17 protein-coding genes and 5 pseudogenes are annotated in these 16,889 nt (G+C 69.3%); 11 read left to right on the plus strand and 11 right to left on the minus strand.

Annotation, left to right across the window (positions count from 1 at the left end; all coding sequences use genetic code 11):
• The first annotated feature begins 764 nt into the window (after window positions 1–764).
• The gene (locus ACFV5H_RS03500; RefSeq protein WP_385192553.1) at window positions 765–2,735 is read left to right on the plus strand and encodes a YncE family protein; all 1,971 of its coding nucleotides are present in this window, start codon (window positions 765–767) and stop codon (window positions 2,733–2,735) included.
• 88 nt (window positions 2,736–2,823) lie between these two features.
• Here the strand turns inward: ACFV5H_RS03500 and ACFV5H_RS03505 are convergent, their stop codons facing one another.
• From ACFV5H_RS03505 to ACFV5H_RS03515, 3 genes and pseudogenes are all read right to left on the minus strand, one after another.
• Entirely contained in the window at window positions 2,824–3,657 is an 834-nt protein-coding gene (locus ACFV5H_RS03505) for a PIG-L family deacetylase (protein ID WP_385051349.1), read from the minus strand.
• Between the two features lie 506 nt (window positions 3,658–4,163).
• Window positions 4,164–4,607: pseudogene (locus tag ACFV5H_RS03510) on the minus strand (NAD(P)/FAD-dependent oxidoreductase); the annotation flags it as partial.
• The gene (locus ACFV5H_RS03515) at window positions 4,604–5,017 is read right to left on the minus strand and encodes an arsenate reductase ArsC (protein ID WP_385051351.1); all 414 of its coding nucleotides are present in this window, start codon (window positions 5,015–5,017) and stop codon (window positions 4,604–4,606) included. The pseudogene ACFV5H_RS03510 and the gene ACFV5H_RS03515, both read right to left, overlap by 4 nt.
• Before the next feature lie 92 nt (window positions 5,018–5,109).
• Here ACFV5H_RS03515 and ACFV5H_RS03520 point away from each other — a divergent pair, with 92 nt between their 5' ends.
• Window positions 5,110–5,418, plus strand: a complete 309-nt coding sequence (locus ACFV5H_RS03520) for an ArsR/SmtB family transcription factor (RefSeq protein WP_385051353.1) — start codon at window positions 5,110–5,112, stop codon at window positions 5,416–5,418.
• Window positions 5,415–6,524, plus strand: a complete 1,110-nt coding sequence (gene arsB, locus ACFV5H_RS03525; protein WP_385192556.1) for an ACR3 family arsenite efflux transporter — start codon at window positions 5,415–5,417, stop codon at window positions 6,522–6,524. Before ACFV5H_RS03520 ends, arsB begins: the two co-directional genes overlap by 4 nt.
• Before the next feature lie 219 nt (window positions 6,525–6,743).
• On the opposite strand, the gene ACFV5H_RS03530 is transcribed toward arsB, so the two are convergent.
• Window positions 6,744–7,109, minus strand: a complete 366-nt coding sequence (locus tag ACFV5H_RS03530; protein WP_385051357.1) for an ArsR/SmtB family transcription factor — start codon at window positions 7,107–7,109, stop codon at window positions 6,744–6,746.
• Window positions 7,110–7,148: 39 nt separating this feature from the next.
• Complete coding sequence (locus tag ACFV5H_RS03535) at window positions 7,149–8,204, minus strand: flavin-containing monooxygenase (protein WP_385192558.1); 1,056 nt, start codon at window positions 8,202–8,204, stop codon at window positions 7,149–7,151.
• A gap of 108 nt (window positions 8,205–8,312) precedes the next feature.
• Between ACFV5H_RS03535 and ACFV5H_RS03540 the strand changes: the two genes are divergently transcribed.
• The 4 genes and pseudogenes from ACFV5H_RS03540 to ACFV5H_RS03555 form a co-directional block, all read left to right on the plus strand.
• Complete coding sequence (locus ACFV5H_RS03540; RefSeq protein WP_385051361.1) at window positions 8,313–8,480, plus strand: hypothetical protein; 168 nt, start codon at window positions 8,313–8,315, stop codon at window positions 8,478–8,480.
• 56 nt (window positions 8,481–8,536) lie between these two features.
• The gene (locus tag ACFV5H_RS03545) at window positions 8,537–9,892 is read left to right on the plus strand and encodes an NAD(P)-binding domain-containing protein (protein ID WP_385192561.1); all 1,356 of its coding nucleotides are present in this window, start codon (window positions 8,537–8,539) and stop codon (window positions 9,890–9,892) included.
• A 29-nt stretch (window positions 9,893–9,921) separates the two neighbouring features.
• Window positions 9,922–10,364, plus strand: a pseudogene (locus ACFV5H_RS03550) (ArsI/CadI family heavy metal resistance metalloenzyme).
• Window positions 10,348–10,688: pseudogene (locus ACFV5H_RS03555) on the plus strand (MFS transporter); the annotation flags it as partial. The pseudogenes ACFV5H_RS03550 and ACFV5H_RS03555, both read left to right, overlap by 17 nt.
• Before the next feature lie 279 nt (window positions 10,689–10,967).
• Here the strand turns inward: ACFV5H_RS03555 and ACFV5H_RS03560 are convergent.
• Entirely contained in the window at window positions 10,968–11,252 is a 285-nt protein-coding gene (locus tag ACFV5H_RS03560) for a hypothetical protein (protein ID WP_385192563.1), read from the minus strand.
• Window positions 11,253–11,496: 244 nt separating this feature from the next.
• Here ACFV5H_RS03560 and ACFV5H_RS03565 point away from each other — a divergent pair, with 244 nt between their 5' ends.
• Both ACFV5H_RS03565 and ACFV5H_RS03570 read left to right on the plus strand, forming a co-directional pair.
• Window positions 11,497–11,865, plus strand: coding sequence for a type II toxin-antitoxin system RelE/ParE family toxin (locus ACFV5H_RS03565; RefSeq protein ID WP_385192565.1), 369 nt, complete (start codon window positions 11,497–11,499; stop codon window positions 11,863–11,865).
• Window positions 11,865–12,188 carry a helix-turn-helix transcriptional regulator gene (locus tag ACFV5H_RS03570; protein ID WP_344562878.1) on the plus strand — a complete coding sequence of 108 codons (324 nt, stop codon included), beginning with the start codon at window positions 11,865–11,867 and terminating at the stop codon, window positions 12,186–12,188. The genes ACFV5H_RS03565 and ACFV5H_RS03570 overlap by 1 nt, the downstream gene beginning before the upstream one ends.
• 259 nt (window positions 12,189–12,447) lie before the next feature.
• Here ACFV5H_RS03570 and ACFV5H_RS03575 read toward each other — a convergent pair whose 3' ends face one another.
• The 3 genes from ACFV5H_RS03575 to ACFV5H_RS03585 form a co-directional block, all read right to left on the minus strand.
• Window positions 12,448–12,882, minus strand: a complete 435-nt coding sequence (locus ACFV5H_RS03575; protein WP_385051374.1) for a hypothetical protein — start codon at window positions 12,880–12,882, stop codon at window positions 12,448–12,450.
• Window positions 12,883–13,046: 164 nt separating this feature from the next.
• Window positions 13,047–13,511, minus strand: a complete 465-nt coding sequence (locus ACFV5H_RS03580) for a hypothetical protein (protein WP_385192568.1) — start codon at window positions 13,509–13,511, stop codon at window positions 13,047–13,049.
• Window positions 13,512–13,616: 105 nt separating this feature from the next.
• Window positions 13,617–14,372 (minus strand): GntR family transcriptional regulator, encoded by a 756-nt coding sequence (locus ACFV5H_RS03585; protein ID WP_385192571.1) that lies wholly within the window; start codon window positions 14,370–14,372, stop codon window positions 13,617–13,619.
• A gap of 80 nt (window positions 14,373–14,452) precedes the next feature.
• Here ACFV5H_RS03585 and ACFV5H_RS03590 point away from each other — a divergent pair.
• Both ACFV5H_RS03590 and ACFV5H_RS03595 read left to right on the plus strand, forming a co-directional pair.
• Window positions 14,453–14,730, plus strand: a pseudogene (locus ACFV5H_RS03590) (hypothetical protein).
• A 543-nt stretch (window positions 14,731–15,273) separates the two neighbouring features.
• Window positions 15,274–15,510: pseudogene (locus ACFV5H_RS03595) on the plus strand (IS481 family transposase); the annotation flags it as partial.
• Between the two features lie 189 nt (window positions 15,511–15,699).
• Here ACFV5H_RS03595 and ACFV5H_RS03600 read toward each other — a convergent pair.
• Together ACFV5H_RS03600 and ACFV5H_RS03605 are read right to left on the minus strand one after the other, a co-directional pair.
• Complete coding sequence (locus tag ACFV5H_RS03600) at window positions 15,700–15,963, minus strand: hypothetical protein (RefSeq protein WP_385192574.1); 264 nt, start codon at window positions 15,961–15,963, stop codon at window positions 15,700–15,702.
• A gap of 66 nt (window positions 15,964–16,029) precedes the next feature.
• Window positions 16,030–16,827, minus strand: coding sequence for a GntR family transcriptional regulator (locus ACFV5H_RS03605; protein WP_385192576.1), 798 nt, complete (start codon window positions 16,825–16,827; stop codon window positions 16,030–16,032).
• Window positions 16,828–16,889 lie beyond the last annotated feature (62 nt).

The following is a 16,889-nucleotide window of genomic DNA, read 5'->3' on the forward strand; positions in this document are numbered from 1 at the left end:
CCGAGGAAGGCAGGTGCAACCGCCATGAAAGTACGGCGCGCCCGGTCAGGGTGCTCCACGGAGAAAGCGGCACCCCCGGGCCGGCGGGGGGTCACCGGACGACGGCTGTCCGCCGCGGGGGCGCGCTGCGGCCGGGCGACGCGTGACACCGCGCGGTGGATCTCACGACGCCGCCGCATCGCGGCCGACCAGTTCCTCCGGGGCGCGTGCTACGGAGCGGGCACGGCCGTGGTGGGTCTGCTGGCGGTGTGGGCACAGACCCGCTGACGGCGAGGAAGCCCCGGACCGACAGTCCGGGGCTTCCTCCACCGCCGGCGGACGACGCGGATCGAACCCGCGCTCCCCGCCGGGGCACCGAGGGCGCCCGGGCCTGCCGTACGGACTCGGCGCGCACCGCGCCCGCCGGGGATGCCGCCGGCCGCACCGCGCCCCCGGGGGGAGGCGGGACGCCCGGTGCGGCCGGACGGCGGCTGTGCCGCGGGACGCCGGGGCGGTCACCGGGAGAGGGCGTCCGCCGCGTTGATCCGCCGGCCCGCTGACGTGCCGTGGCACGCCGCACACCGACCGGACGAGTGCGACACCCACGGCATGCCCGTCGGCCCGTCCCGTCAAGTCGCCTTAATACGTTCCTCAGTTGTCACCCGCATGCCATACGCTGCGTCTCCGGCGGCGTTCGAACACCCGTCTTCGGGTGAGGGGGAACACGCGGCCGTTCGTTTTCGTCCGGTGCACACCGGGCTTCTTCTGTGGGGGTTCACATCACTGTGCGCAGGCGCAGCATCGCGACCGCGACGGCACTCGCGGTCGTCCTCAGTTCCGCCGCCCTGGTGGGGGGCGTGGCGAGTCCGGCATCGGCCGACTCGGCGAAGGTCCTTCCGGTGAAGTCGGTCGGCGACATGGTCGTCGACGGCGTCCACCAGCGGGTCTACGTCTCCGATCCGACCGGCGGCACGATCGTCGTCACCGACTACAGCGGCACCGTGAAGGCGACACTGACCGGCCTTTCCGGCGTGACCGGCCTGGCACTGTCCGCCGACTCCGGGCAGGTGTACGCGGCCGTGAAGAACGGCAACCGGATCGTCTCGGTGGAGACGAGCACGTACACCCGGACCGCGAGCTACCCGGTGGGCGTGGCTCCCGGCGACCTGGAGGTGGTGGACGGCCGGATCTGGTTCGCCCACGGCACGGACTTCGGTTCGCTGGACACCTCCGGCCCCGAACCCGTCGTCCGCCTCGCCCAGCGGGGCGACGTCGACTTCTACGGCGCCTTCGGGATGTTCCTGGCGTCCGACCCGGCCGTCCCGGGCGTCCTGGTGGCCGGCAACGGCGGCGACCTCGCCGTCTACGACGTCTCGGCCGACGGGGCCGCACTGCGGGTCAAGGGTTCCATGGACACCGCCGTGAAGCAGCTGGACCTGACGCCCGACGGCAAGCAGGTCCTCACCTCGTGGGGCGACCCGGGGTACGGCTACGGCCTCGGCTCCTACTCGACCGCCGACCTCACCGAGCAGCCGGGCTACCCCGTCGACGCCTACCCGAACGCCGTACGGGTCGCGCCCGACGGCAGCGTCGCGGGCGGCAGCGACTCCTCCTACGACCCCGACGTCCACATCCACCGCCCCGGTGACCCGGTGCCGGTGCGGGAGTACGACTTCCCCAACACCGGCAACAGCAGCGGAGCGGACCTCCTTGTGACCGGAGCGCTCGCCTGGGCGCCGGACTCGAGCCGGGTCTTCGCCGTCTCCGTGAACACCTACGGCACCCACACCCTGCGTGCCCTGACCGATCCCACCAAGGAGCTGCCCGCCCTCAAGGTGTCGGCCCCCGCCAAGTCGGAACGGGCCAAGAAGCTCACCGTCACCGGCAAGCTGACCTCCAGGACGCCGCTCCCCTCCGGCACCGGCCTGAAGGTGACCCGTACGGACGTCGAGTCGCCGAAGGGCAAGGCGCTGGCCGCCGTCAGGACGAAGGCGGACGGCAGCTTCTCCTTCACGGACACACCGCCCGCCGGCGGCAAGGTCACCTACAAGGTCTCCTACGCGGGCGACGCCACGCACGCCCCGGCCTCCGGCTCGGACGCGGTGGACGTCTCCCGCAAGGGGACCGCGCTGAGCCTGAACAACAACGGCAAGCTGTACTCGTACGGCAAGAAGGTCACCTTCACCGCGCACCTCGGCACGACGTACAAGAACCGCACCGTCTCGATCTACGCGGACCCCTTCGGCTCCGACAAGCCGAAGAAGCTGCTGAAGACGGGCAAGGTCAACTCCAAGGGCGACCTGTCGACGACCGTCACCATGACCCGCGACACCACCGTCTCCGCGGTCTTCACCGGCGACGCCCGCTACGCCTCGAAGACCGTGAAGTCCACGGGGTACGCCCAGGTGAAGGTCTCCACCGCCGTCTCCAGGCACTACAAGACGGGCAGGATCGGCTCCACGACGTACCACTACTTCCGCAAGAACACCGATCCGGTGTTCACCACCACCATGAACTACCACAAGGGCCGCAAGCAGCGCTTCCAGCTCCAGGTCCACTACCAGGGCAAGTGGTACGACACCACTTCCGAGTACTTCGCCCTCGGCACCAACGGCAAGTCGGCCGTGCGCCTGGAGGCACCGGGCGAGTCCGGCATCCGCGCCCGCATGCGCTCGTCGTACGTCAACGGCTCCTCCGGCGACACCGTCAACTCCACGACGCACGGCGCCTGGAAGTACTTCACCTTCACCAAGTGACCCGCCCCGGCCGTGTCGGCACGGTCCCGCATCCCGCGGGGCCGTGCCGTGCGGCCGATGTGCTTCCCCGGCCGGTCCTACGGGCGGATCAGCGCAGTCCGGCGAAGAGATCGTTCTCGGGCAGGGCCGCGCCGGTGGCGTCCTGGACACGTACGAAGGTCTCCACGCCCATCAGCTCGCCGAACCTCTCCTTTCCCATCTTGAGGAAGAAGATGTTCTCGCCCTGACTGGCATGCGCGGCCAACGCGTCGAACTTCTGACCGCTGAACGCGGTGGTGTCCACCCACGTGGTGATCTCATCGTCGGGGAGGCCGATCCCGGCCATCGCGGCGGCCTCGGCGGGATCCGGCTCCGGCATGTCCGGATGGAACTCGCGCATGATCTCGCCGAACCGCTGCATCCCCGAGCGGGGCATCGTGGTCCAGTACACCTTCGGTGTCAGCGCGGTCGTCTCCAGCGCCGCCATCGTGATGCGGTGGGCCTGGATGTGGTCGGGGTGGCCGTAGAAGCCGTTCTCGTCGTAGGTGACGACCACATCAGGCCGGTAGTGCTCCATGAGTTCCGCGAGTCGGGCCGCGCCTTCCTCCACCGGGGTCTGCCAGAAGGATCCGGGGGCGTCGTTGCCCGGCCAGCCCGCCATCCCGGAGTCGGCGTAGTCCAGCATCTCCAGATCGCTGACCTTCAGGACGTCGCAGCTCGCTTCGAGTTCCTGACGACGCATCGAGACGACCGCCGCCGGATCGTGCCCGGGCTCGCCCGGCTTGACACCCCCCGGCCCGTCACCGCAACCGCCGTCGGTACACGTCACGAGAACCGTGCGGATGCCTTCCGCCGCGTACCGCGCGAGGACGCCTCCGGTTCCGGTGGCCTCGTCGTCGGGGTGGGCGTGTACTGCCATGAGCGTCAAGGGCCGGTCAGTCATGAAACAGTCCTTCTGCAGATATAAGTCCTGGCTCGAGTACGCGGCGGGCGTGCCGCGGTCCCGGAGCCCGGATCCTGGTGGGGGCGGACGACCTCGCGGCCTCAGTGCTCCCGCCGTCCGGCGCCGGCCCCTCGGTCGGTGCAACCGCGCCGGACGCACCGGCTGTTCCCGGCGCGGCCACTCGGCCTTCGAGCGTCGGCGTTCGACGCGACCGGGGGACAGGCGCGACCCGCACGTCTCAGCACCACGTCGGATTCGGCTTCCGTCCGACACCGGCTGTGGGATTCCGATCGGTGTGCGGGCCCGGGGAGGCGCGGAGCGGCTGAGCACGGCAGTTGCGGTCGCGCATGGCTGCCGGGCCCTCGCCTCGGCTCGGGAGATCGCAGAATGTGGGATCACCCCTACGGACTTCGACCTCCACGAGAAGTGGTTCGGTGCAAGAGGCGGCGAGCACGATGCGGTGCCATGGCCGAGGCCGGGCGCGTCGGATTCACGGGTTCTCCGACACGGAAAAAGAACCCGTCGCAGGTCGCGCACCAGGACACACCCCGCCCGGACAGGGCGTCCTCCGTGGGCAGGCCGGGCTTGCGGTAGCCGGAGCCCGTGGCGACGATCACCGTCCTCGCGCGGTGGACGGACCCGGAGGTGCCGGTGACGGTCTTGATGTCGCCTGTCAGGTCGACCGCGACGATGTCGTCGTCGATCGTCTCGGCCCCGAACCTCTCGTCCTGGGTGCGCATGTTCGCGATCAGGTCCGGGCCGTCGACGCCCTCGGGGAAGCCGGGGAAGTTCTCGGCCTCGGTCGTCGTGGTGAGCGCACCGCCGACGAAGACGGCTCAGCCGAAGACGAGCGGTCGGAGCTGGGCACGAGCGGTGCAGAGCGCGGCGGTGCAGCCCGCGGGGCCCGACCCGACGACGATGACCTCGCGGGCGTCCGTGGCCGTGCTCATGACCGCGGCTCCGGCGCGATCTCCTTGATCAGGCCCTCGACCAGCACCTTGATCTCGTCGCGGATCGGGCGGACGGCCTCGACGCCCTGGCCGGCCGGGTCCTCCAGCCGCCAGTCCAGGTACCGCTTGCCGGGGAGGACCGGGCAGGTGTCGCCGCAGCCCATGGTGATGCAGACGTCGGACTCCTTGACCGCGTCCACGGTCAGCGTCTTGGGCACCTCGGCGGAGATGTCGATGCCGACCTCGCGCATCGCCTCGACGGCGGCCGGGTTGACGTTCTCGCCCGGGTTCGAGCCGGCGGAACGGACCTCCACGCGGTCCCCGGCCAGGTGGGTCAGCCACGCGGCGGCCATCTGCGAGCGGCCGGCGTTGTGGACACAGACGAACAGCACGGAGGGCTTGTCGGACATCAGGAGGTCTCTCTTGTCTCACGTCGGCATCAGGCGCCAATGACATCAGCATCCGGTGATGTCAGTCGCCACTGATGTGAAAGTATCAGTACATGATGACGTCGGTCGACACTGACCTGATCCGGGTTCTGGCGGACCCGCTCAGGCTGCGGATCGTGACCCTGCTCGCCCAGGAGACGCTGTGCACCACCCACCTCGTGGAGGAGACCGGTGCCCGGCAGACCAACCTCTCCAACCACCTGAGAGTGCTGCGCGAGGCCGGGGTCGTCGAGACGGAGCCGTGTGGCCGCTACACGTACTACAGGCTCCGCCCGGACGTCATCGCCTCGCTCGCCGGCCAGTTCGCCGACCTGGCCGAGTCCGCCCGTAGCGCCGCCGAGAACAGGAGGGTCTGTCCGTGACGCGCACCGAAGCACCCGCGACGACCGCCGAGGAGTCCTCCGTCGTCGCGAAGCTGTCGACGCTCGACCGCTTCCTCGCCGTCTGGATCCTCGTCGCCATGGCCGTCGGGCTCGGGCTGGGGCGAGCCGTCCCGGGTATGAACGACGCCCTCGCGCACCTGGAGGTCGGCGGCATCTCCCTGCCGATCGCCCTGGGCCTGCTGATCATGATGTATCCGGTCCTTGCCAAGGTGCGCTACGACAGGCTCGACGCCGTCACCGGCGACAAGAAGCTGATGGTCTCCTCGCTGGTCGTCAACTGGCTGGTCGGCCCGGCCGTGATGTTCGCGCTGGCCTGGATCTTCCTGCCGGACCTGCCCGAGTACCGCACCGGCCTGATCATCGTGGGACTTGCCCGCTGCATCGCCATGGTCATCATCTGGAACGACCTCGCCTGCGGCGACCGCGAGGCCGCCGCCGTCCTGGTCGCCCTCAACTCCCTCTTCCAGGTCGTCGCGTTCGGCCTGCTCGGCTGGTTCTACCTCGACCTGCTGCCCCGGTGGCTCGGCCTCGGTGACGGACAGGGCCTGGACGTGTCCGTGTGGAAGATCGCGCTCAACGTCGTGGTGTTCCTCGGCGTCCCGCTCCTCGCCGGATTCCTCACCCGCCGTATCGGCGAGAAGAAGATGGGTCGCGAGAGCTACGAGCGGAAGTTCCTGCCGAAGATCGGCCCCTGGGCGCTGTACGGCCTGCTCTTCACGATCGTGATCCTCTTCGCCCTCCAGGGGAAGACCATCACCTCGCAGCCCCTCGACGTCGTGCGTATCGCGCTGCCGCTGCTGGCGTACTTCGCCGTGATGTGGGCCGGGACCTTCCTGCTGGGCAAGGCGATCGGCCTCGCCTACGACCGCACGGCCACCCTCGCCCTCACCGCCGCCGGCAACAACTTCGAGCTGGCCATCGCCGTCGCCGTCGCCACCTTCGGCGTGACCTCCGGCCAGGCCCTCTCCGGCGTCGTGGGACCGCTCATCGAGGTTCCTGTCCTGATCGGTCTGGTCCACGTGTCCCTGGCCTGGCGCAAGAAGTTCGCCCTGTCCGCCGTCACCACCCCCGGGAGGGACTACTGATGTACCGCCTCGACTGCCGCGTGAGGGGAACGACCGGCATGGCCGTCGGCGTCTGCCACGACCACACGCTCGTGGCGCACCGGGCCGTGCGCCGGGGGCCGCTCCTCGGGCGGTCCGCCGGGGTGACGGCCCGCACCGTGCGGTGTACCACGTGCGCTGCGGCGCAGGCGGCATGACCCGGCACACCGACGCGGCGATGACGGGCGTGGTCGAGCGGGGTCACCGGACGGCCAGCAGTTGCCCCATCGCTGCCAGCACCGAGGGCTCGACCCGGTAGTAGACCCAGGTGCCGCGCCGCTCGGAGGTCAGCAGGCCGGCCTCCTTGAGCTTCTTCAGGTGGTGGGAGACGGTCGGCTGGGAGACGCCGACGTCGGAGATGTCGCACACGCACGCCTCGCCGCCCTCGTGCGAGGCGACGGCCGAGAAGAGACGCAGCCGTACCGGGTCCCCGAGCGCCTTGAACATGCGCGCCGTCCGCTCGGCCTCCTCGGCGGTGAAGGGGCGCTCGCTCAACGGCGGGCAGCACGGTACCGCGGCGTCGGGGGCCTCGGGTTCCAGGAGCGGCAGTGCCTTGACGTTCGACATGCGTCTATGTTGACACATGTCGAACCAAGGTGCCCGGGGTCAGTGGGTGCGAAGGCGGGCGGCGAGCCGGCCGGCGACGCGAGCGGCGTCCCTGCCGACTCCCCGGAGGGAGTTCGAGGAGAGGCTGCGCTGCCACTCCGGTCCGACGTGGGCGAGGCCGGCGTGGGTGGTCGATACGCCCTCCCGGTGCCGCGGACGGCCGTCGGGGTCGAGGGCGCCGACCGGTCGCAGGTAGTCGAGGTCCGGGCGGTAGCCGGTGGCGAGGACTACGGTGTCGACCTCCTCGGTGCCACCGTCGGCCCACGTCACCTTCATGCCCTCGATCTCGCTGAACACGGGGCGCACGTCGGGGGCGCCGGCCGCGACGGCGGCGCGGTAGCGGCCGTCGTCGATCACCGACTGTGTCGGTGGCGTGCGCAGGAACCGGCCCACGGGCAGCACGTCGACCCCTGTCCCCTTCAGCCACCAGTGCAGATCCCGGCCCAGTACGCGCTGCCGGGCGAAGCGGGCCGGATGCCGCGCCGCGAGGGTGACGCGGGCATGCGCGGCCAGTTCGGCGGCGATCTGCACGGCGGAGTTCCCGGCCCCGACGACCACCACCCGCTGCCCCGCGAAGGGCTGGGGCGCTCGGTATTCGGCGGCGTGCAGCACGGTCCCCGCGGAGTTCTCCAGCCCTGGAGGAACGGGGCGACAAGGGCGACCGAAGGTACCGGAAGCCGCCACGACACCCCGGGCGGAGAGGCGACCGCCGTCCTCCAGGGCGAGGGTGAAGATCCCGTCCGCGGTGCCCACCTCCCGCACGCGCGCTCCGGTGTGGATGTCGGCGTCCAGGCGGTCGGCGTAACGCAGCAGGTAGGCGACGACCTCGTCCCGGTGCGGGTAACGGTCCGGATCGCCACCGAACGGCAGGCCGGGCAGTGAGCTGTGGCCGGCCGGGGAGAACAGGGTGAGGCTGTCGTAGTACCGCGGCCACGACCCGGAGGCCTGTTCCGACGCCTCCAGGATCACTGGCTCCAGCCCTTGCCTGCGCAGTGCGTGTGCGGTGGCCAGGCCGGACTGGCCACCCCCGATCACCGCGACGTCTACGTACTTCATGGCTCGCGCCCTCCCGATTTCGATGAATGTCTATCTTGACGCTCATCGAAACAGGTGTCATGCTGGCGGCGCAATCCATCGACGAATATCGAAGCAAGGAGCCGAAAAATGGCCGCCGCCTGGATCCGTGGCGTCTTCACCCGCTCCACCGCCCGGTACCTGGCCGGCGTCCACTTCTGCGACAGCTGCGCCCAGGTGTGCGACAGCGCCTGCCGGGCCCGGGCCCGGCGCCGCAGTGCACAGCTCGCGTCGGCACCGCACGCCCCCCTCCGCTGAGCCGTCCACCGCTCCGTCTCCGCCCATCCGAGCAACTGACCGAAGGAAGCACCGCCATGGAGAAGCAGAACCTGCCCGTCGTGGTCGTCGGAGCCGGCCCGGTCGGCCTGGCCGCCGCCGCACACCTCGTGGAGCGCGGCATCGAGCCGCTGGTGCTGGAGGCCGGCTCGTCGGCCGCGACAGCCGTACGGGACTGGGCGCACGTCCGCCTGTTCTCACCCTGGGCCGAGGTCACCGACCCCGCCGCCGAGAAGCTGCTCGCCCCCACCGGCTGGGTCCGCCCCGACGGGACCACGTACCCGACCGGCGGCGACTGGGCCGAGCAGTACCTCCAGCCGCTCGCCGACGTCCTCGGCGACAAGGTCCGCTACGGAGCGACGGTCACCGGCGTGGCCCGCGCCGGCCGCGACCGGATCGTCGACTCCGGCCGCGAGGAGCAGCCCTTCACCGTACACATCGAGACGGCGGACGGCGCCGAGGAGCGGATCACCGCCCGCGCCGTCATCGACGCCTCCGGCACCTGGTCCACCCCCGGCCCGATGGGTGCGAACGGAATTCCCGCCCTCGGTGAGAAGAGGACGACCGACCACATCACCTACCGCGTCCCCGACCTGAAGGACCCGGCCGTACGGGCCCGCTACGCCGGCAAGCGCACGGCGGTCGTCGGCTCCGGCGCCTCCGCCTTCACCGCCCTCGCCCTGCTCGCCGACCTGGCCGGGGAAGAGGCGGACACGCACGCGGTCTGGATCCTGCGCCGGGGCATCGGCGACGCCACGTACGGCGGCGGCGAGGCCGACCAGCTCCCGGCCCGCGGCGCCCTCGGCCTGCGCGCCAAGGCGGCGGTGGAGAAGGGACACGCCGACGCCGTCACCGGATTCCGCACGGAGGCGGTCGAACGGGACGGCGACAGGCTGGTCCTCGTCGCCGAGGACGGCCGCCGCCTGGACGCGGTCGACGAGGTCATCGTCCTGACCGGGTTCCGCCCCGACCTCTCCTTCCTCTCCGAGCTCCGCCTCGGCCTCGACGAGCGCCTCCAGGCCCCGACCGCGCTCGCCCCGCTGATCGACCCGAACGTCCACTCCTGCGGCACCGTCTACCCGCACGGCGTGAAGGAACTGTCCCACCCGGAGCAGGACGTCCACCTGGTCGGCATGAAGTCCTACGGCCGCGCCCCCACCTTCCTCGCCATGACCGGCTACGAGCAGGTCCGCTCCGTCACCGCTGCCCTGGCCGGAGACCACGAGGCGGCCGAGCGCGTGGAGCTGACCCTGCCGGAGACCGGCGTGTGCGGCGGCGCCGGCCTGTTCGACGAGCCCGACGCCGCGCAGAGCGACGAGGGCGGCGGCTGCTGCGCCGCCCCTGCCACGCTGCAGATCGGCGTCGGCGCCCCGGCCGCCTCCGGCGGCTGCTGAAACCCCACCCCCGTTCCAGGAGGTTCACCATGTCCCGCGTACAACTCGCCCTACGGGTCCCGGATCTCTCCGCTTCCATCGCCTTCCGCACGAAGCTCTTCGGAGTCGAGCCCGCCAAGCTCCGCGACGGCTACGCCAACTTCGCCATCGCCGAACCCCGCTCGAACTCGTTCTGATCGAAGGCGAGCCGGACGCGGCGACACGTATGGATCACCTCGGGGTCGAGGTCGACAGCACGGAAGCCGTCCACGCGGCCACCACCCGGCTGAGCGAGGCGGGCTTGGCGACGGCCGAGGAGAACGACACGGCCTGCTGCTACGCCCTGCAGGACAAGGTCTGGGTCCACGGCCCCGGCCAGGAGCCCTGGGAGGTCTACGTGGTCAAGGCCGACGCCGACACCCTGACCAAGCAGAGCGCCGGCCCCGCCGACGCCGACGCCGAGGAACCGGCCGACGCTGCCGGATGCTGCTGACCCGTCGACGGCCAGCCTTCACACCGGCGAGGCCGTGACCGGAACAGGGGACCGGTCACGGCCTCGCGCCGCCCTGCCCGCCCTGTGCGTCACCCAGATCACCGGCTGGGGAATCGTCCACTACGCATCCCCCGTCCTGAACCCGAGGACCACCGCCGACACCGGCTGGTCGACGACCGCCACCACCGGCGCCTTCTCCGCCGCCCTGATCGTGTCGGCGCCTGCGCCGGTATACCCGTCGGCCGCATCCTCGACCGTCGTGGTCCGCGTACGGTCATGACCGTGGGCTCGGTCCTCGGGGTCACCGCCGTTCTCGCCATCGCCTACAAGATCAGTAATGGTGCGGTTGTGGTGCGGCACCCGCTCACCGGTCTGGACAACAAAGAACCCCCGGGTCACTGACCTGGGGGTCTCACATGGAGCGGGTGACGAGAATCGAACTCGCGCTCTCAGCTTGGGAAGCTCAGGTGATCCAGGGCCTGTTGGGCATCTGACCTGCGGTAGAACACATCAGTGATCCATCGCCGCGCTGATCGGCTTCCCGGTGTTCCCCGTGGCTCCCCGCTCCACCTGGCACGCGTCCGGCACGGCCGATTACTGATGTCAGGAAACGTCACCCAGTGACGCGAGGCGGTTCCTGTCGTAGAAGCTGTTCATCCACTGAGCACCAAAGATCTGTTTCCCTGTGGCACCCGGCTCCGTGGCTCCGGCGAACCAGAGGAGCGTTTCAACTTCCTGCTGGGTCGCCCCGCCGGCCCAGCACGCCAAGAGGTGCAGGTCGCCGTTGCTCAGCCTGATCACGGCCTTGTGCACCCGGTCCGACTGCTCACCCTCGTACGTATTGAGCACGTGGAGCGCAAGGTGCACCTCGTTCTCGGCGAAGGTCATCCGACAGAGGTCGTGTACTTCAGCGGACACAGGCACAGCGCCAGGATGGAGTACTTCGACGGCGTTCGGCGATGGAGCCGACCGCCTCGGCCCAAGCGGGTTTCCTCCTCTGCATCCGTTCTGGGGCGGCCGGAGACAGCGACCTTCTTGGGCGGGCTGAGGTGGCAGCGTGGTCTGGAGCAGTGCAGTGCCGAGGTCCGTGGCAGCTTGCGTTATGCATTTGGAGGTATATACCGTTGATTGCATGACGGAGCGGTGGGAGATCGAGATCGAACCCGAAGTGCGAGATTGGCTGGAGCTGCTTCCGTTCCGTCTCTACCGGCGGGTCGAGGACAAGACGGACCGACTGCTGGACGAGCCGACGACCCTCGGCGAGCCGTACTCGCGACACCTGGGTGGCAAGCTGCGTGAGCTCCGCTTCGAGCTGGACGGCGAAGCCGTACGCATCCCGTACTGGCTCGCGCCAGGACAACGGATCGTGCTGCTGACGGTCTTCCGTAAGACGAGGATGCGTGAGGCGGCGGAAGTCGATCGTGCGCATCAGGCCCAGAAGGTCTGCGAGGCCGAGCACGGTCATGCCCGGCACACGTACGAGCGGCGCAAGGAGAGCTGATGAATCACAGCACGTGGAGGACGCGCCGGGCCCGGCAGCTTGCGGGTGAGGCGGTGGAGTACGACCAGGAGTACGTCGACGCGCGGCTGGCCGGCGATCTCGGGCAGGCGGTCTACGACCGTCGGATCGAGCTCGGCCTGTCCCAGACGGAGCTGGCCGAGCGGGCAGGGATGACGCAGCCCCAGATCTCGCGGATGGAGGGCGGCGACACCGTGCCGACTCTCCCGCTGCTGCGGCGTTTGGCCAAAGCCCTGGAAGGCACGCTGAACCTGACCATCGACGAAGGCGACTCGCATGTCACCTTCACCCCGCACGCCGCCTGAGCCCTCGACAGACGAACCGCCGGCATGAACTCCGAAGGGCACCTACGAGTCCGTAGGTGCCCTTCCACTGTGCCCCCGGCAGGATTCGAACCTGCGACACCCGCTTGGGGAGAGAGGCTGGGGCAATGGGTCGGTGTCCTGCCGCTTCGTGGACCGAGCTGACGGGCACGGACACACTCGCCAGTCACCCTTGTTGACCGCTGCTGACTCCTGCATCTGGCACGGTTGTGGCACGGCGGCCTGTTCGGTTCGAAGCAACTCAGGTGAGGCTTTCGGGTGATGACATCCAGGCGAAAGCGTCGGCTGTCCGGGTAGCCAGCGATCCGCGCTGCCAGGAATCGGTTATGTCGGTCCAGCGACCGAGGCGGGCGCTGCGCGCGCCGTGGTCTGCTGCTTGGTCATAGTGGAGAGTGAACCTGTAGACCCTGCCTTCCTCGGAAATCACCTGGCCGTCCTCGTGGTCGGGTCCCTCCTGCAAGAGGTCGACGACGATCGTTCGGTCCGGATCAAGTCCCTGAGCCTTCAGAAGCTCCCGCAACCGGATCCACAGGTCGTAGTCGCTGGTCCGCAGGAGATCGGTGTACTGAACGACGATGCTTGACACCATGACCTCATGATCGATCCGGAAAGCGGCGAAGGGAAGCAGGCCGCTGAGAAGCTGGTGGTAGCCATCAGCTTGGGAAGCTGCGATCATTTCGAGCTGGCTCGGGCGTTGACCTGGGCGGACGGTCCGGGTGTCGCCTCGTCGGCCTCGGCGGCTTTCACCGTGAGTTCCCGCTGTTCCCCGCTCGATCTGGTGCGCTTGTGGGGCGTCAAGGCTGATGTGGAGCTTTACGAACTGGCACGTCTGCGAACTTCTCAGAGGTGTTGCTTGGCTGCGCTGACGAGTCGGCTGATGTCGTCACGGGTCCGTACCCTGGCATCGTCGAGTTCGGCTCTGCTGCCTGTCTTGGACAGCGCCGTAACGTCTGCGAGCACGTCCTCCGCGGCCCGACTCAGCGTCTCGTCATCGGTGAGCATCTGCACTCGGAACAGCGCCTCTTGGGCGTTGGAGCGTAGGTCGTAGGCGCGGATCCGCACCGTGTCAGGGTTCTCCGGTGGTGGCTGCTCGTGCTCGCAGAACCAGAGGTGAACCAGGCAGCGGCGGTAGTTGACCAACGCGCCGGCGTAGGCAGAGTAGGCATCGAGTCGCTCCTGCCGGAGCTTCTCGCGGCGGGTGAACTGGTGGCTCCTGTCGGTGGTGCGCTGCTGGAACGCCAGGGTGATTCCCGAACCAAGCAGCGTCCCCAGGACGGCTATGCCGCTGGCGATGATGGTCTCCACATCCCAAGCTGATCATGCATCACCGTCTTTCGCAGGTCATTAGGTGCCACCTCGTCGGCCTTCACCGCGATTCCCTGCTCGGTCTGGTGCGCTTGTGGTGCGCGGCTAGCGACTGATCGGAATCTCGTAGACGATCTCGCAGAGCGCGGCGGGCACGACGATGTCCGCGGTCTCCACGGGGCGGCCCTGGTCGCTGTAGTACGTCCGCCGGATGTGCGTGACGAGCGCGCCCTTCTGGATGCCCAGGAGTGAGGCCTCCTCGGCGGTCGCCTGCCGGGGCTCCGGCTGCTCCACGGCGTGGCTGACGGTGATACCGATCTCCGCCATGCGGTTCACGACCCCTGCCCCGGCGTGCGGCCCTCCCTCGGGGAGGACGACGAGCGTGCCGGCGGTGAGGTCGTACGGCTCCCAGCTCGTCGACAGCTGCACCGGCCTGCCGTCGGCGAGGAACTCGTACGCGGTCCGCACGCACAGCTCGCCTTCGGCGATACCGAGACGCGCCGCGACCTCCGCCGGTGCCGGAACCTTGGCCTCGGTCCGGCTCTCCCAATCGCCTTGCCTGCCCACGGCCTTCATGTCCGCGCGGAACGGGGAGCCGCTGGGCTGCTCGCGCGCCGGCGACCGGACCACCCGTACGCGCTGCCGGGGCTCGGCGACGTAGGTGCCGGAACCGGCGCGGCCTTCCAGCACCCCTTGGGAGATCAGCAACTCCTGTGCCCGGCGCACCACGTTGTCGCCGACGCCGTACTCCTGGCCGATCTGGGCGCGGGAGGGCAGTCGATCCCCCGGCTCCCACTCGTGCTCCGCGATCCGCCGCCGGAGCTCGTCGGCGATGCGGAGATAGGGCGGTTGCTCAGGCATATGGAAAATCTAGTCCACTAGCTCTAATCTAGTTAACTAGCTTCACTCAAAGTGATCGCCGCTAACCGGAGGGCTGCCCTGTGCCTGCTTCCAAGGTGCGCGCGGAGGCCATCGCAGCCCGGTTATCGGCCGTCGGGCTCGCCACGCGCGTGGAGGAGCGCGACGACTGCACGGCCATCGAGGCGGAGGTGCCGGGACCACTCTCCGCACAGTCATGGCGGGAGGTCCTGGAAGCGGTGGCCACGGCCGACCGCTTCGGCCTCCTCGCCACCAGTTCGAATGACCGCACCCTCTGGGCGGTCGTACGCAAACGGTCCCCGCGACGGGCGATGTCGGGGGACCGGGTCATCAGCGATAGGGGCTGAACACCGTGCTCAATCGTATCCGCCGTACCGCCTCGCGCCTCAGGGAGCGGTACCTCCACAAGGGCCGGCACCGCCGCTCCGAAACGCCTGCGCGGCCGGTGGCCATGTCCCCGGAAGTCGCTTACGGCGCAGTGCTGTTCCTGCATCGGCACCGCGAGCACACGGGCGTTTTCGTGGGGGAGGAAACGGCGCTCGTCCGCCCGTACGTACTGGCCAGTGAGGCACGAGCACGGCACCGCTCGGCGGCCGTGAGCTGCGCTCCCCTCGCCAGCCCTTGGTACGCCTCGGTGGGTGACCGCTGATGCCTTCCCGCCAACAACCCCACACCACCCAACCCGGGCCCAACTCCTACCGGTCGACCTCCTGCCGCATCGGCACACACCACGCCTGCGCGGAGTCGTCCCCGGTCACCGCACCGGTCGACGTACCGGTGATCTATGAAGCCTGCGACTGCTCGTGCCACACCATCGCCGAGTGCCCAGTACCGACAGAGGCGGCACGGTGAGGGGGTCGGCGCTCAGTGGTGCGGTGCTCTCCCCCGTCGAGATCAGATCGCCGAGCGAACGGTCAGCAGCGGCGGCGGCTTCATGGTCGCCGGACAGCGCATCCAGCTCGGCCGCGGCCATGCCCGCCAGAGCGTCACCGCCCACCTGGGCAAGCAAACGATCAGGATCTTCCATGGCCAAGAGCTGATCACCACCGTCCCGCGTGTCACCGGGAAGGATGTGATGGCCCGCAAGTCCGGCGAACACAACCGCCGTAAGGTCGTGTGATCACCGAGTCAGGAAGGCTCGGGAGACTTCGCGGACGGCCACTTGGCCAGCCGGGCACGGGCCTCCCGCGTAATGACCGGCCACGGGTCGTCAACCAAACGCGCAACTGCCGAGCGCGGCGAGCGTGGGTGGCCTGCGACAAGCCGTCGCACAGAGTCATGCGGATCGTCGACCAAACATTCCAACACCTCAGACGGGGCAGTTGCGCTTGCTCGCCACCCGGTCCCGCACCCGCCAGTCGGGATCCCTGACCAGCTCGGCCAGGATCTCCGGCGGCACTGTCCTGTTATGCGCAGCCCAAAACCGCATGTCGGGATGGTTGCGCACCAGGTCCCACCAGACGGGCAGCGGCAAGGCTGCCCGGGCCGAGCGGTTGGCCTCCGCCGGGTCCTCGCTCTGCCGCAGCCGGATGAACTCCTCCGCAGAGGTGATCTCAGAGAAACGGTCCGCCATGGCAACCAGTAAGCCACGATGTCTAGGTCAGACGTCAAGCATCACCTGATGCTGAACCGTCAAGCATCAACCGAGACTCGACAGGTCGGTAGGTGTAGTTCTCGGGCCCGCGTCGAAGTCGTACTCCAGGACGTACGAGGCGGCGTCCAGTGTCATCTCGTTGACCTCGACGGGGCCGCCCTCGTCCGTGAAAGCGGTGCGGCAGATGAGGATGACCGGGGTGCCCGGAGACATGCTCAACTGTGCCGCCTCGTCCTTCGACGGCATGCGCGAGCGGATCTCCTCACGGAAGTGCACCGGTTCGTGGCCGAGTTCGGCGAGTCTGGCGTATGTTCCGCCCGGACCGGTGTCCTCCTGGGCGATCGGGGACGCGGCGACCAGGTGCATGGGGAGGTAGCTCGTCGAGAGCAGGACCGGCTTGCCGTCCAGGACGAAGCGCCGGCGCCGCACGCACGTCGTCCCGTCGGCGGGCAGGTTCAGCACCGCGTTGATGCGGTCGGTTGCTGTCTCCTCGGAGACGGTGATCCGGTCGACCTCGAGTGCCCGGTTCTCGATGTCCACCGACCAGATGGAACGGCCGTTGCCCCACTGGTCGCGGGCGAGTCGCTCGATGCTCCGGCGTCGGATCGGGCGGAAATCACGGACGAACACGCCTGCGCCCTTGCGGGCTTCGGCGACGCCTTCGTCCCGGAGGACGCTCAGGGCCTGTCGGGCCGTCATGCGGGCCACGCCGTGCGTGGACATGAGGTCGTTCTCTCCCGGAAGCCGATCACCGGGACCGTACTCGCCCGACTGGATCGCCTCGCGTAGGGAGTCCGCGATCCGCTGGTACTTGGGCCGACGGTCGTCGTCGGTAGTCGCCATTCCAGAACCCTCCTCGCTTCTCTAGACACCTTAGGCCATAGGTCGGGGCCTTGCTCGCTGCG

Source organism: Streptomyces sp. NPDC059787, assembly GCF_042732315.1.
Taxonomy (GTDB): domain Bacteria; phylum Actinomycetota; class Actinomycetes; order Streptomycetales; family Streptomycetaceae; genus Streptomyces; species Streptomyces atrovirens.

Bases quoted from the DNA above. Each gene is read 5' to 3' on its own strand.
- ACFV5H_RS03505 (WP_385051349.1), bottom strand. From the start codon at position 3,657: ATGACTGACCGGCCCTTGACGCTCATGGCAGTACACGCCCACCCCGAC.
- ACFV5H_RS03515 (WP_385051351.1), bottom strand. From the start codon at position 5,017: ATGTCCGACAAGCCCTCCGTGCTGTTCGTCTGTGTCCACAACGCCGGC.
- ACFV5H_RS03520 (WP_385051353.1), top strand. From the start codon at position 5,110: ATGATGACGTCGGTCGACACTGACCTGATCCGGGTTCTGGCGGACCCG.
- ACFV5H_RS03530 (WP_385051357.1), bottom strand. From the start codon at position 7,109: ATGTCGAACGTCAAGGCACTGCCGCTCCTGGAACCCGAGGCCCCCGAC.
- ACFV5H_RS03535 (WP_385192558.1), bottom strand. From the start codon at position 8,204: ATGAAGTACGTAGACGTCGCGGTGATCGGGGGTGGCCAGTCCGGCCTG.
- ACFV5H_RS03540 (WP_385051361.1), top strand. From the start codon at position 8,313: ATGGCCGCCGCCTGGATCCGTGGCGTCTTCACCCGCTCCACCGCCCGG.
- ACFV5H_RS03545 (WP_385192561.1), top strand. From the start codon at position 8,537: ATGGAGAAGCAGAACCTGCCCGTCGTGGTCGTCGGAGCCGGCCCGGTC.
- ACFV5H_RS03560 (WP_385192563.1), bottom strand. From the start codon at position 11,252: ATGACCTTCGCCGAGAACGAGGTGCACCTTGCGCTCCACGTGCTCAAT.
- ACFV5H_RS03565 (WP_385192565.1), top strand. From the start codon at position 11,497: ATGACGGAGCGGTGGGAGATCGAGATCGAACCCGAAGTGCGAGATTGG.
- ACFV5H_RS03570 (WP_344562878.1), top strand. From the start codon at position 11,865: ATGAATCACAGCACGTGGAGGACGCGCCGGGCCCGGCAGCTTGCGGGT.
- ACFV5H_RS03575 (WP_385051374.1), bottom strand. From the start codon at position 12,882: ATGATCGCAGCTTCCCAAGCTGATGGCTACCACCAGCTTCTCAGCGGC.
- ACFV5H_RS03585 (WP_385192571.1), bottom strand. From the start codon at position 14,372: ATGCCTGAGCAACCGCCCTATCTCCGCATCGCCGACGAGCTCCGGCGG.
- ACFV5H_RS03600 (WP_385192574.1), bottom strand. From the start codon at position 15,963: ATGGCGGACCGTTTCTCTGAGATCACCTCTGCGGAGGAGTTCATCCGG.
- ACFV5H_RS03605 (WP_385192576.1), bottom strand. From the start codon at position 16,827: ATGGCGACTACCGACGACGACCGTCGGCCCAAGTACCAGCGGATCGCG.